Raw genomic sequence first — 12,869 nt, forward strand, 5'->3', positions numbered from 1 at the left:
CGCAGGTGGTCATCCCGGTTCTCCCGACCTCAGGGCACGGGCACGACGGCATTAAAGCCCCCGAGCCGCTGGAGCTGCTCAATCGCTTCGAAAAGCGGAAGCGCTAGGAGAAAGACGAAGCCGTCGCGCACCGTGCGGACGAAGAATACCGGCCGGATCATGATTTCCGCCTCGTCGCGCCATAGGGAGAGCTTGGGCAGGAACCGAGGGGTGCGCTCACGGTAAGCTTGGTAGTCGTGTCCAAAGGCGTCGGAGAGGAAGCGTTCTTCGCGGCCGACCACGATGCGAAACACCACCCAGCAGGCTAATCCGAAGACCAAACCGACGCTAAGGCTGCCGGACTGGGCGCCGATGCCAAACGCGCCGATGAAGCTGAAGACGTACAGCGGATTGCGGCTGACCGAATACGGTCCTGCGGATATGATCTCCTGTTTCTTGCGGCCACCGATGTAAAGGGAACACCAAGCCCGACCGATGATGCAAACCATGATGGCGATCAGGCCCAGATGCTCGACAGGATGTTCGAGCAAGGGCCAGGATGTGACGAGCGCCGCGCAGACGACAAGAAGCAGGCCCCCGACGAGAATGCCCGCCTTGCGCCATCGTTGAACGGATTGGATATCGACCGCTGATCGACAGGCGTCATCAGGGGGCGAGGAGCCGGACAAAGCGGGGCTTGCGGGCTTGGAGACGCTGTCGGAGGGCTCGAGCGGCATCATTGCCCCTCCCCCTCAGCCGGACGATCCTTAGCCGCATCGCGCAGGATATCCACGCCGCCCTTCAACGCGATGGCGGCCACGAGGACGCCGACGACGAGGTCCGGCCACGCCTGGCCGAGCCAGAGCACCAGGGCCCCGGCGACGAGGATTCCCCCGTTGGAGGCGAAGTCGTTAAAGCTGAACGTCTCGGCAGCCTTCATGTTGACGTCGCCGCTGTGCTGACGGCGGATCAACTGCAGGCAGATCAGGTTGATGATCGCTGCGACGACCGAGAGTCCCATCATGGTCGGGCCGATCGGTTCGGTCCCGATGAGGAATCGACGACCCGCGTCCAGAAGGACGCCAGCGCCGAAGATAAGGAGCATGACGCCCGAGAGGCGCGCCGCCCCCCGCTTCCACGAACCAGGCCGACCGATCGCGAGAAAGCTGATCAGATAGACAGCAGCGTCCGAGGCGTTGTCCACTGCATTGGCCAGCAGAGCGCTGGAATCGGCGGACAAGCCGCCGATCCCGAGCGCTAATGCCAGGCCCGCGTTGAGCGCGAGAACCGTCAGCAACGTGCGTCGCTGCTGACGGTCATCCTGAGTGCGAGCAATCAATCCTCAACCCCCTCGTCCTTGCGATGACGCACCGCCTTGGCCGCGAAGGTCGGCAGGACCAGCAGGGTCAGGGCCGTCGCGGTCAGAAGGCCGCCGATGACGACCGTCGCCAGAGGCTTCTGAACCTCGGCCCCCGCGCCGTGGGCGAGCGCCATCGGGATGAAGCCGACAATGGCGACCAAGGCTGTCGTCAACACCGCACGCAATCGGCTGGACGCCCCTTCGATCGCCGCGTCCCGGGGCGCGAGCCCCGCCTGCAATCGCTCGCGAATGGCCTGCATCAAAACAAGTCCGTTCAGGGTCGCCACACCCGAGACGGCGATGAAGCCAACGGCCGCAGACACCGAGAACGGCATCCCTCGCATGAGAAGCGCCAAGGCGCCGCCGATCAAGGCCAAGGGCACGCAGGCGAAGACCAGCCCAGCCTCGGAGAACGACCCCAGAGCCATAAACAGCAGCACACCGATCAGGACGAAGACGATCGGAATAACCAGGCCCAGCCGTTGTTCGGCCCGTTTGAGGTTCTCGAACTGACCGCCCCAGGTCAGGCGGACGCCCGGCGGGAGCTGGATTTGGTCCACCTTGGTTTGTGCGTCGGTGACGAAGCCGCCCAGATCCCGGCCGCGAACGTTGGCCTGGACCACCATCCGTCGGCTACCGTCGTTGCGGCTGATCTGGTTCGGCCCCTCGGCGCTTTGGATACGGGCTACCGAAGACAGCGGCACGGTTACGCCTGTCGAAGAGACGATCGGCAGGGCCGCGAGCGCCGCCGGATCGTTGCGCGCATCGTCCGGAAGACGGACGACGACGTCGAAGCGACGGTCGCCCTCGAAAATCCGGCCGGCCTCCGCGCCGCCGATGGCGGCCGAGACCGCTTCAGAAACGTCGGCTGCGGACAGGCCGTAGCTGGCCGCCGCGAACCGATCGACGCTGACCGTGAGCGTCGGCAAGCCCGACGCTTGTTCGACGCGAACGTCGGCGGAGCCGGTGGTCTGCCGCAGTACGCCGGCCACCTCATCAGCGACCCGCTGCATGGTGTCGAAGTCATCGCCGTAGACCATGACCGCGAGGTCGGTCCGGACCCCGGAAATGAGTTCGTTGAAGCGGAGCTCGATGGGTTGGCTGAACTCGAAATTATTCCCGATCTGTTGGTTGGCGAGCTCTTCGAACCGCTCGAGCAAGGCTTCCTTCTCGAGACCTGAATCCGGCCAGTCCTTGCGGTCCTTCAGAACGATGACGCTGTCCGAAATGTTGGGCGGCATCGGGTCGACGGCAGCCTCGGCGGTGCCGGTCCTGGAGAACATGGTCTCGACTTCCGGCTGGGCGGTGATGACCCGTTCCAACGCCATCTGCATGGCGAGGGACTGTTCCAGCGACGCCGAGGGAACACGCAGCGCCTGCATGGCGATGTCGCCCTCGTCCAGAGTGGGGATGAACTCCCGTCCCAGGGACGAGAAGGCCAGACCACCGACAACAACCGCGCCGAGTGCCGAGATCAGCACGATCTTAGGACGATCGACGGCGGCGCGGATGGCCGGCTGGATCCAACGCCGCGCGTGGCGGAGCAGGAAGGTCTCATGTTCGTGGGCTTGGCCGTGTTCGTCGGTCTCGACCTTCTTGGGGTCCCGCACCAGCAGGGCCGTCATGGCCGGAACGAAGGTGAAGGAGAAGATGAAGGCGCCGACGAGCGCCAGCATGACCGTTGCGCCCATGGGGACGAACGTCTTGCCCTCGACGCCCTCGAGCATCAGCAAGGGGGTGAAGACGAGCAGGATAATCAGCTGACCGAAGGCGGCTGGCTTGACCATCTTGCGAGCTGCGGCCACGGCGACATCAAGGCGTTCCCGACGGGTCAGAGCCCGTCCCAGATCGATCCGCCGCTGCGACAGCATCAACAAGGTGCTTTCAACGACGATGACCGCCCCATCGACCAGAAGGCCGAAGTCCAGCGCGCCCAAGCTCATCAGGTTTCCACTGATGCCAAACCTATTCATGCCGATGACGGCGAACAGGAAGCTGATCGGGATCATCAAGGCCGTGATGCTGGCCGCACGAATGTTTCCGAGCAGCAGGAACAGCACGACGATGACCAGAAGGGCGCCCTCGGTGAGGTTGCGGGCCACGGTCGAGATGGTCGAGTTGACCAGGGCGCTACGGTCAAGGACCGTCACCGCCTCGATCCCTGCGGGCAGAGTCTTGCGAACCTCATCGAGTCGCTCCCCGGCCGCCTGGGCCACGGTGCGGCTGTTGCCGCCCGCGATCATCAGCGCCGTTCCGAGCACGGCCTCGTGGCCGTCACGGCTGGCGCCGCCCAGGCGCGGAGCCTGGCCGATCTCGACCGTGGCGACATCGGCGACCCGCACGATCAGGCCGTTCCGGTTGACGACCGGCGCCTGAGCCAGATCTTCCACGGTGGAGGCCAAGGCGTCGGTGCGGACCGTCAGAGCTTCGCCAGCGCGCTGGATATAGCCTGCGCCGGCCTGAGTGTTGGCGCGATCGAGGGCCTGGATAAGGTCGCCCATGCCCAGGCCGTAGGCGGAAAGGCGCGCCGCGTCCGGACGGACCGCATACTCCTTCACATAGCCGCCGACGGTGTCGACGCCGGCGAGACCGGGGGCGGTCCGCATTTGCGGCGCGACGATCCAGTCCTGCACGGTGCGCAGATAGGTGGCGCGCTGCTGCGGGGTCGAAAGCAGATCGCCTTCGGGCGTCAGATAGGCTCCGCCCGCCTGCCAGCCCGGCTCGCCAGGCTTGGCGAGGTTCTGACTGTTGAATGGCTTGTAGTCGATCGTCCACATCAGCACTTCACCGAGGCCCGTGGTGATCGGGGCCATGGTCGGCTCCACCCCGTCAGGCATGGCCTCCCGGGCGCCCGCGAGCCGTTCGGCGACCTGCTGGCGCGCGAAATAGATGTCGGTCTGGTCGGTAAAGATGACCGTGACCTGGCTGAAGCCGTTTCGGCTGAGGGATCGGGTCGTGGTCAGGCCGGGAATGCCGGCCATGGCGGTTTCAATCGGGTAGGTGACCTGTCGTTCGATCTGTTCAGGCGCGAGCGCCGGAGCGACCGTGGTCACCTGGACCTGGCGATTGGTGATATCCGGCACGGCGTCGATGGGAAGCCGTGTCAGCTCGAGGAGTCCGTAGGCCGCGACAAGCGCCGTGGCGAGAACCACGAACCATCGGAATTTGACCGAGAGTTCGATGATGAATTTGAACATGCGGTGCGCCCCTAGTGACCGTGCTCGGCCTCGCCCTTGGCGAGCTCGGCTTTGAGGAGGAAGGCGTTCGTGCCGGCGACCCGTTCAGCCCCGGTGAGGCCACGCAGGATTTCAGTCCGCCCCCCGGCCTGACGACCGGCGAGCACCGGACGGGCCTGGAAGCCGTTCGGGACCTGAACGAAGACGACGGTGTTGCCGTCGACGGTCTGGACGGACTCGGTCGGCACGGTGAGACCGCCGGTCGTCTCGCCCGTCACGATCGCCCCCGTGACGGCGGAACCGGCCGGCGGGAGGACAGAGCCCGTCGGCCGGGCCCGAATGACCGTGGCGCCGCTTTCGCCGCCCGCGCCTGCGGCAACGCCGGTGACGATGGCGTCGAAGTCGCCGCTGGGGTTGCTGACCCGCAGAGGCGCCCCGGCCCTTACATTGGCGGCCAAAGCAGGCGGCGCGTTGAAGACGAGCTCAACCCTGGCCGGGTTGGTGACCTCGGCGACAACGCCGCCAGGGGCGACGAAGCCGCCCGGTCCGACCTGGACGCTGGTCACGACTCCGGTGATGGGGCTGGTGACGCTGAGGCGGCCCGAAGCGTTGGGCGAGCCCGCCGCGCTGGACCGCGCGCGAGCCGCGCGGGCGCCGGCTTCGGCGCTGAGCAGTTGCGCGCGGGACGCCTCGACCTCCTGTCGGGCGACAACGCCCTGGTCCGCCAGATTGCGGTTGCGTTGATAAGCCTGGCGCGCCACTTCAGTTTCGGCGGCCGCCGCGTCTGCGTCCGCGCGGAACGTCGCCGCTTCACCGCTGACGACGCTCGCCAGGGGCTGACCGATCCGGACCGACTGGCCCGGAGCTACGAGAACCCGCTCGACCCGCCCGCCGACGGACGCCGCCACAGCGGCGCGCGCGTCGACCATGGGCTCGACCCGCCCGGAGAGCCGGGTTTCGGCGCCCCCTCCCCGACCGACGCCGACCACGATCAGGTTGGCGGCCTGGGCCTGGGCCGCGCTCAGAGCGACGAAGCCTTCCGGCGCTTCGGCCTCGCCTTCGTGGCCGGCTTCGCCCTCGGCATGAGCGCCCTCTTCTTCAGCGTGACCCGCCTCACCCTCGGCGGCGGCTGGAGCGGCGTCCGGCCCGCGCGTGAGCAGGAACAGCCCGCCTCCGCCAAGCAGAACGACGGCGGCGGCGCCGCCGATCAGCAACGTCTTGTTGGATGTGCGCTTGCGCATCATTGGGCTCCTTGGAAGGGGGCGCGGCCGTCCTGGCGCGCGAGTTCAATCTCGGCCTGGACACGTGCAAGGCGTGCATCGACGGCCGAAGTCCGAGCTGAGATCAGGGCGGTGCGTGTGACCCGCAGTTCGAGCTGGGAGATCCTCCCGGCTTCGGTTCCAATCCGCGACAGACGGTAGGCTTCCTCAGCGGACGCCACCCCTGCATCGGCGGCGGAGACCCGGCTGACGGAGGCGGCAAGCCGCGCCCGCGCCGCGGCGCGATCGGCCTGGGCTTCCTGACGGGCTCCAAGAAGCCGCGCGTCCGCAGCCCGGAAGTCGGCCTGCGCCGCGTCTATGTTCCCGCGGTTGCGGTCGAACAGGGGCAGCGGCATGCTGACGCCGAAAGTCAACGCCGTCGCGTCCTCCATCTCGTATCGACGGACACCGACGCTGGCGTTGATGTCCGGGCGCGAGCGGATTCGCTCCACGTCGATCCGGCGTTCGGCGGCCGCGCGGTGAGCCTCGGCGACGCGAACGGTCGGCGCATCCGCCGGGGCCGCGAAGGTGGCGGCAGGCGCGAGGTCCAGCAGGCTGGCGTCGATGGTCGTCACCGGAGCCGCCAGCATGGCGACTGCGGTCAGTCGCGCGAAGGCCGCGTCGCGCTCCGCGACGGCCTCATCGCGCGAGGCACGCGCCGCAGCCGCTTCGCTTTCACCCTGGATGCCGCGCAGCAGTGGCTCACGGCCTTCTTCGACAAGAACGAGGGCGGCCCTCGCATCGGCGATGGTCAAGGTAAGGCTTTCCTCGGCGAGCACGGCCCGCCGTTGAGCGGCTTCCGCATCGGCATAGACCTGTGCGAGTCGTCCGGCGGCGTCGATGATGGCGAGGTCCCGTTGCAGCGCCGCGGTTCCGGCTTCCGCGCGGGCGACATTCACCCGCGCGGTTCGGCGTCCCCAGAGCTCAAGGTCCTGACTGATCGACAAGGTGGTTTCTGCGTTGGCGTAGCCTGAGAAGGGCCCCGTGCCGAACGCGTTTTCGGCGTCGAGAGCGATCGTCGGATTAGGCCTGACACGGGCCTGGCGGACACGCGCTTCAGCGGCGTCGGACAGGGCGCCGGCTTCAAGGGTGGCCGGGGTTTGATCGAGCTGGGCGAGCAGCTCGGCGAACGACGGAGCGGGGTCAGCCCAAGCGGGACTGGCCAGCACGGCCGCAAATGCGGCCAGCGCGCAGCCGACCGCGAAACGCGGCGGCCTGCGATGTGAGGGAGGCATGATTCATCTTCCAGAAATTTGACACGAGATCGCGCGCACGGCGGCGCAGACGTCGTGTCAGACTCTGGGCGGACGCTTCAGGCCGTCGGGCGAGATCGACGACGGAAAATCACTCGAGGGGAAGGCGTGAACCGGCCTTGCGTGGATTTGCATCGCGATGTCGTCGGCGACATCCGCACGGGCGGTTCCGTTGTGGTGGCAGTGGCCGTGGGTGCAGACTCCGTGCCCACCGCCAAGGTCGCCCTGGTCGCTATCGCCTGCATCCTGAGCGACAATGGCGTGAGCCGAGGTCGTCTCTGGGGCGCAGGTCGCGGCGTCAGCGATCGGGGCGACGAAAAACACGGCGGAGACCAGGGTCACCGCCAGTATCAGTCTTGCCCATGTCGCAATTGGCCACGCCATCGCGTGGTGGATACTTTCATTCGGGCGATCAAGCAATCTGTTACAGTGTTCGGGGGCTGCGACTGTTTCGAGTGACCACCAATCCGCGGTGAGGGAGAGGGAAAGTCGACATGCAAGGCCGAGAGTGGCGCGTCGTCGGCCATCTCGACCTATTCAGCAACGTCGAGCGATCTTTAAGCGAGCGCACGCTGATCGCGTCCGATTCTTTCGCTGCGTCTGCAGGTGGATCGAGATTGCAGAATGCGCAATCTTCACCTGAGTAGCGCTCCCGCTATCAGGTCGGGCCATCGTGAACCGGTCAGCCAGACCGCTCCGCCGGTCGCCGCGACGCCAGGCTCTGGGTAAGGTCGTTGCGCGCGCATAGCCAGAGCGAGCGGACGTTGGCGTCGCCTGCGCAGTGGCTTACCAGCAGTAAGCCGGCCAGGGCGTTGGCGAAGAAGCCCAGAGGGCCCAGTCCGGTGATGCCACGGGACGGCGCCCCGGAGGTGGCTCGCGAGATCGCGTAGCTGAGGAATAACAGCACCAACGCAACGAGGCTGGCGCCTTGGCCATTGGCCGCCCCGGACTGCACGGCGACCGAACGTCCGATCACGGCCAGGCTGATGCCGTAGGTGGCGCGTCGGCCAGGAAGTTGAGCACATTGGCGCCCAGGGGGCGCCGAGCCTTGCAGGGACACGCCGCTGGCTATGGCCATAAAGGCGGCGCAGTTGACGGCGATCACCGCGATCATGATGCGCCGGTAGGCGGGGTGGCGCTGTCGAACCTGGAGGCCACGCCGCAACTGCAGCCGGGCGAGGAAGTGCACAGGACGAGAGGGGGTTCAGTCATCGGATTACCCTTTCGCGAGAAGCATGCATCTCCCAATGGCTAGACGATCATGCCGAGAATGCATGGCTTCCATGAAAGAAACGCCTGTCAGATAAAACCAGCTTGATCCTCTAGTAACTAGAGGGCCCAAAATCAGTTGAAATCCATTGGAGGCTTCATGATCACCATGCACCCGACGCGACGCGTTCCCGGCCGCCTGCAGACGATCGCCTTCGCGCTCGCGGCGCTGATCGCCGTCGTGGATCAGGCCGCCAAGGCCGCGGCGCGCGCTCAGCTGGACGCTCCGATCAACCTCACGCCGTTTCTCGCGCTGCGTCTCGGGTTCAACCCCGGCGTCACCTTCGGCCTGTTCGCCGGCTCAGGCGCCGTCGGCCGCTGGGCGCTGAGCGCCGTGGCCTCCCTGATCATCGGCGCCCTGCTGGCGTGGATCTGGCGCACGCGCAGCGCCGTGACGGCGGCCGCCGCAGGCCTCATCGCCGGTGGAGCGATCGGGAACCTCGTCGACCGGCTACGCTTTGGCGCGGTCACCGATTTTATCGATCTTCATTGGGGGGCGGCGCACTGGCCGACCTTCAACCTCGCCGATGCGGCCATTGTCTGCGGCGTCGCGCTGCTCCTCCTCACCGTCCGGGGCTCGGACAGCCGCGCGGCGTCCTCGACCCTGGGACGGGCGGCGCGATGAGGCTTCCCGCCGAACAGAGGGCGATCGCCGTCCGCTCGGCGCCGGCGATTCTCATCACCGCCTCAGCGGCGGCCTCCGCCTGGCTGCGGCTTTCCCCGCCCCTTCTCGGCGCGGCGCGCGACATGGCGACGGCCGATAGGCTGGCCTATGCCCTGCAGGCGAATCTCCCGGTCTTCCTGTGGCTCGCGGGGTGTTTGAGGGTGGTGGCCAGCATCCGGTTCCGGTCCGACGCCGACCGGCCGGGTCCGCCGATGCGGCGCCCGGCGCCAGGCTCGCCCTACCCGCCGCCGTGCTACAGAACTCGCTTGAACAGACCGTTCTGGCGGTGAGCGCCCACCTGGTGCTCGCCACCGTGCTGCGCGGCGAGGAGATGATCCTGCTGCCGGTGTTGGTCCCTCTTTATCTGGTTGGTCGGGGTTTCTTCGCCCTGGGTTACGCGCAGGGCGCGGCGGCCCCGGCCTTCGGCATGGCGCTCACCGGCGCCTCCACGATTGCCGCCTTCGGCATCGCCGTCGTCCTGATGGGGCTGGGCCGATGATCCCTCCCCGCCCCAGATGCCTTTCACCCGCCGTTACGAGCTGACGCGATGCCCCTCCCCTCTCCCGCCTCGTCCGGGTTGCGCCCCATCGGCAAACTGGCCGCCGCCACGGGCGTCAAGGTTCCGACCATCCGCTTCTATGAAGAAATCGGCTTGCTTCCGCCGCCGCCGCGCACCGCCAGCGACCGGCGCATGTATGACGACGCGGCGGAGCGCCGCCTGTCATTCATCCGGCATGCCCGCCAGCTGGGCTTCGATCTGGATTCGATCCGCTCCTTGCTTGATCTGTCGGATCACCCCGATCGGCCCTGCGCCGAGGCCAGCACCCTGGCCGAACGTCATCTCGCCGATGTGAAACAGAAGATCGCCCGGCTCCGCGCCCTCCAGCGCGAACTGTCGCGGATGACGACGGAATGCGCCGGGGGCCGGGTCTCCGCCTGCAAGGTGATCGAGGCGTTGCACGATCCATCCGCGCCGCTTTGACCCTGTGGAAGATCCGGAAGGCGCAAAGACCCCGGAGCCATTAGCCCACCGCGACGTTTGGAGGCGATTGGCGGCTCCCGTCGCGGACCGCCCGTCCTTCTGGAGGATTTCGATGACGCATCGGCCGACCTCGCGACACGGCGACCAGACCCTGGCCCTGCTGACAGACCCTTATCGGCGCCTTTCCCACCTGTTCGAGCAGGCCGGCGCCGACGTCGTCGAGACCCGCCTGGCGCTGAAGGAGACGACCTGTCTGAGAGGCCGCGAGGCGGCGCGGATCTTCTATGACGAGACCCGCATCGTGCGGGCGGGCGCCATGCCGGCGCCGGTCCGCCGCACGCTGCTCGGCGAGGGCGGCGTCCAGGGGCTGGACGGCGAGGCCCACCGCGCCCGCAAGGGCGTGTTCATGTCCCTGATGTCGCCAGCCCGTGTCGCGCGGCTGGGCGAACTGTTCGAAGCGGAGTGGCGGCGCGCGACCGTCGAATGGGCCGGCGAGGAGGACATCGTGCTCTATGACGCCCTGCAGCCGGTGCTGACGCGGGCTGTCTGCGGCTGGGCCGGCGTGCCGCTTGAGCCGCACGACGAAGCGAAGCGGGTCCGTCACCTGAGGGCGCTGTTCGACGCGGCGGGATCGCGGGGCCCCCGGCATCTGTGGTCGAGGCACGCGCGTCGCCGCGTCGACGCCTGGCTGGGCTCGATCATTGAAGACATTCGCGCCGGCCGTCTGTCGCCGGATCCGGACACGGCCGCCCACGCCTGGGCCTGGACCCGCGCCGAAGACGGCGAACCGTTGCCGATCCACACGGCGGCGGTCGAACTGGCCAATGTATTGCGGCCGACTGTCGCGACCTCGGTCTACATCGTGTTTGTGGCGCACGCGATGCAGGCTCACCCGGATGCGGCCCGTCTGGCCGTCGCCGACCCCGGACGTCGCCGCGCCTTCGTCCAGGAAGTCCGACGCTTCTATCCGTTCTTCCCGGCAGTGATCGGGCGTGTGCGCGCGCCGTTTCGCTGGCGCGACCTGGTCTTCCCGGAGGGCCGTCAGGTGGTCCTCGACCTCTATGGCTCCAATCACGATCCCGCACACTGGACTGATCCCGAGGCGTTCCGGCCGGAGCGGTTCAGCGACGGCTCCGGAGATCCGTTCGGTCTCATCCCCCAGGGCGGTGGGGATGCGGCGACCGGTCACCGTTGCCCTGGCGAAGGGATCGTCGTGGAGCTGATGGAGCGCGCCGTCGGCCTGCTCGCCGACCTGAACTACCGGCTGCCGGATCAGGATCTGGAGATCGACTTCCGCCGCCTGCCGGCCCTCCCCGGAAGCGGGTTCCGAATGGAGACGCGCGACGCGGCCCTCAATGAGGGGGGCGCCTGATGCCGCTTCCTCGGGCTGGCCGGGGCCCTTCTCTCCCATCCACTCGCAGCAAAGGCTGACGCCATGAGCCGTTCGACGACCTCCTACGACCTGGTGATCATCGGCGGCGGGCCGGGCGGATACCCGTGTGCGATCCGGGCGAGCCAGCTCGGCCTGTCGGTGGCGGTCATCGACGACCGCGAACTGCTCGGGGGGACCTGCCTGAACATCGGGTGCATTCCGTCCAAGGCGCTGCTCCAGGCCACCGAGCGGCTGGAGATGGCGCGCAATCTCGAAGCGTTCGGCGTCATGGTAGACAATGTGCGGGCCGATCTTGACGGTGTCATGCGGCACAAGGGCAAGGTGGTGACCGAGCTTGGCGAAGGGGTCGCCTACCTCCTGCGCAAGCACAAGGTCGCCCGCTTCCAGGGCCGCGGGCGGCTGCTGGCGCGCGACCGGGTGGAGGTGCGCGCCGCGGACGGCGCTTTCGAGGTGCAGGCCAGCAAGGCGGTGGTCATCGCCAGCGGATCGGAAGCGGCGACCTTGCCCGACCTGCCCATCGACGAGCGGCGAATCGTCACCTCCGCCGGCGCCCTGAGCCTGACGGCGGCGCCGCGCCATCTGGCGGTGATCGGCGGCGGCTACGTCGGACTGGAGCTGGGGTCGGTCTGGCGTCGGCTCGGCAGCGAGGTCACGGTCATCGAGGTGCTCGACCGGATCGCCTCCGGCGTCGACTCGGAGATGTCGGCGGCGCTGCACAAGGTGCTCGAGGCCCAGGGCTTCCAGTTCTGCCTTGGGCATAAGGTGGTCGGATCGCGGATGGAGGGCGACGACGTCGTCCTCGACGTCGAGCCCATGGGCGATGGCGCGCGAGGAACCATCAAGGCCGATGTCGTGCTGGTCTCCATCGGCCGACGGCCCGCAACCGCCAGGCTCGATCTGGAAACGGTCGGCATTGCGCCCGACCGCAGGGGCTTTATTCCGGTGGACGAAGGGTTCCGGACCAGCGCCGACGGGGTCTACGCCATCGGCGACGTCATCGGCGGCGCCATGCTGGCCCACAAGGCGGAGGAGGAAGGGATCGCCCTGGCCGAACGCCTGGCGGGGGGCGCGGGCCATGTGGACTACGGAACGATTCCGGCGGTCGTCTATACCTGGCCGGAACTGGCCTCAGTCGGGCGCACCGAGGACGACCTCAAGGCGGCCGGCGTGGCCTATCGCGTCGGGCGCTTTCCGTTCTCGGCAAACGCCATGGCCAAGGCGCGGTTGGAGAAGAACGGGTTGGTCAAGGTGTTGGCGGACGCCAGGACGGACAAGATTCTCGGCGTGCACATCCTGGGGCCGGACGCCGGCAGTCTGATCCATGAAGCGGTCGCCGTCATGCAATTCGGCGCGGCGGCCGAGGACGTGGCGCGGACGAGCCATGCGCATCCGACGCTTCCGGAAGCCTTGCGCGAGGCATGCCTGGCTGTGGCCGACCGCACGATCCACCTGTAACGAGCGCCGCGCCGCGTAGCTGCCCGGGCTGGCCACGCAGCGCCGTGGCGTCTCGGCGGACGGGGAGCCGTCGCCGCCT

At 67.8% G+C, this 12,869-nt stretch carries 13 protein-coding genes; 6 read left to right on the top strand and 7 right to left on the bottom strand.

The window, feature by feature from the left end; translation table 11 throughout:
- Positions 1 to 29: 29 nt before the first annotated feature.
- The 6 genes from ACP69V_RS02090 to ACP69V_RS02115 form a co-directional block, all read right to left on the bottom strand.
- Positions 30 to 719 carry a methyltransferase family protein gene (locus ACP69V_RS02090; protein ID WP_008264189.1) on the bottom strand — a complete coding sequence of 230 codons (690 nt, stop codon included), beginning with the start codon at positions 717 to 719 and terminating at the stop codon, positions 30 to 32.
- On the bottom strand, positions 716 to 1,276 hold the full coding sequence (locus tag ACP69V_RS02095) for a cation transporter (protein ID WP_008261511.1): 561 nt from the start codon (positions 1,274 to 1,276) through the stop codon (positions 716 to 718). Before ACP69V_RS02095 ends, ACP69V_RS02090 begins: the two co-directional genes overlap by 4 nt.
- 38 nt (positions 1,277 to 1,314) lie before the next feature.
- Positions 1,315 to 4,536, bottom strand: a complete 3,222-nt coding sequence (locus ACP69V_RS02100) for an efflux RND transporter permease subunit (RefSeq protein WP_112863180.1) — start codon at positions 4,534 to 4,536, stop codon at positions 1,315 to 1,317.
- An 11-nt stretch (positions 4,537 to 4,547) separates the two neighbouring features.
- Complete coding sequence (locus tag ACP69V_RS02105) at positions 4,548 to 5,756, bottom strand: efflux RND transporter periplasmic adaptor subunit (protein WP_112863179.1); 1,209 nt, start codon at positions 5,754 to 5,756, stop codon at positions 4,548 to 4,550.
- Positions 5,756 to 6,943: a TolC family protein gene (locus ACP69V_RS02110; protein ID WP_291836590.1), complete on the bottom strand. Its 1,188-nt coding sequence runs from the start codon at positions 6,941 to 6,943 to the stop codon at positions 5,756 to 5,758. The genes ACP69V_RS02105 and ACP69V_RS02110 overlap by 1 nt, the downstream gene beginning before the upstream one ends.
- Before the next feature lie 123 nt (positions 6,944 to 7,066).
- On the bottom strand, positions 7,067 to 7,333 hold the full coding sequence (locus ACP69V_RS02115) for a hypothetical protein (protein WP_353738805.1): 267 nt from the start codon (positions 7,331 to 7,333) through the stop codon (positions 7,067 to 7,069).
- Here ACP69V_RS02115 and ACP69V_RS02120 point away from each other — a divergent pair.
- Positions 7,217 to 7,486 carry a hypothetical protein gene (locus tag ACP69V_RS02120; protein WP_353738804.1) on the top strand — a complete coding sequence of 90 codons (270 nt, stop codon included), beginning with the start codon at positions 7,217 to 7,219 and terminating at the stop codon, positions 7,484 to 7,486. The two genes, ACP69V_RS02115 and ACP69V_RS02120, sit on opposite strands and share 117 nt — an antisense overlap.
- Before the next feature lie 223 nt (positions 7,487 to 7,709).
- Here the strand turns inward: ACP69V_RS02120 and ACP69V_RS02125 are convergent, their stop codons facing one another.
- Entirely contained in the window at positions 7,710 to 8,216 is a 507-nt protein-coding gene (locus ACP69V_RS02125; RefSeq protein WP_050771603.1) for a hypothetical protein, read from the bottom strand.
- Positions 8,217 to 8,396: 180 nt separating this feature from the next.
- On the opposite strand from ACP69V_RS02125, the gene lspA reads away from it, so the two are divergent.
- The 5 genes from lspA (at position 8,397) to lpdA (ending at position 12,790) form a co-directional block, all read left to right on the top strand.
- Positions 8,397 to 8,921, top strand: a complete 525-nt coding sequence (lspA, locus tag ACP69V_RS02130; protein WP_008258720.1) for a signal peptidase II — start codon at positions 8,397 to 8,399, stop codon at positions 8,919 to 8,921.
- Positions 8,922 to 9,111: 190 nt separating this feature from the next.
- Complete coding sequence (locus ACP69V_RS02135) at positions 9,112 to 9,459, top strand: MAPEG family protein (protein ID WP_153923203.1); 348 nt, start codon at positions 9,112 to 9,114, stop codon at positions 9,457 to 9,459.
- A gap of 48 nt (positions 9,460 to 9,507) precedes the next feature.
- A complete protein-coding gene (locus ACP69V_RS02140; protein ID WP_040349346.1) occupies positions 9,508 to 9,942 on the top strand; it encodes a MerR family transcriptional regulator in 435 nt (144 codons plus the stop codon).
- A 112-nt stretch (positions 9,943 to 10,054) separates the two neighbouring features.
- Complete coding sequence (locus ACP69V_RS02145) at positions 10,055 to 11,314, top strand: cytochrome P450 (protein ID WP_426022433.1); 1,260 nt, start codon at positions 10,055 to 10,057, stop codon at positions 11,312 to 11,314.
- Between the two features lie 63 nt (positions 11,315 to 11,377).
- The gene (lpdA, locus tag ACP69V_RS02150) at positions 11,378 to 12,790 is read left to right on the top strand and encodes a dihydrolipoyl dehydrogenase (protein ID WP_088582523.1); all 1,413 of its coding nucleotides are present in this window, start codon (positions 11,378 to 11,380) and stop codon (positions 12,788 to 12,790) included.
- The last annotated feature ends 79 nt before the right edge of the window (positions 12,791 to 12,869 follow it).

Source organism: Brevundimonas sp. PWP3-1b1, assembly GCF_049896065.1.
Taxonomy (GTDB): domain Bacteria; phylum Pseudomonadota; class Alphaproteobacteria; order Caulobacterales; family Caulobacteraceae; genus Brevundimonas; species Brevundimonas intermedia_B.

Coding starts and splice junctions, on each gene's coding strand:
- ACP69V_RS02090 (WP_008264189.1), bottom strand. CDS start 719: ATGATGCCGCTCGAGCCCTCCGACAGCGTCTCCAAGCCCGCAAGCCCC.
- ACP69V_RS02100 (WP_112863180.1), bottom strand. CDS start 4,536: ATGTTCAAATTCATCATCGAACTCTCGGTCAAATTCCGATGGTTCGTG.
- ACP69V_RS02105 (WP_112863179.1), bottom strand. CDS start 5,756: ATGCGCAAGCGCACATCCAACAAGACGTTGCTGATCGGCGGCGCCGCC.
- lspA (WP_008258720.1), top strand. CDS start 8,397: ATGATCACCATGCACCCGACGCGACGCGTTCCCGGCCGCCTGCAGACG.
- ACP69V_RS02140 (WP_040349346.1), top strand. CDS start 9,508: ATGCCCCTCCCCTCTCCCGCCTCGTCCGGGTTGCGCCCCATCGGCAAA.
- ACP69V_RS02145 (WP_426022433.1), top strand. CDS start 10,055: ATGACGCATCGGCCGACCTCGCGACACGGCGACCAGACCCTGGCCCTG.
- lpdA (WP_088582523.1), top strand. CDS start 11,378: ATGAGCCGTTCGACGACCTCCTACGACCTGGTGATCATCGGCGGCGGG.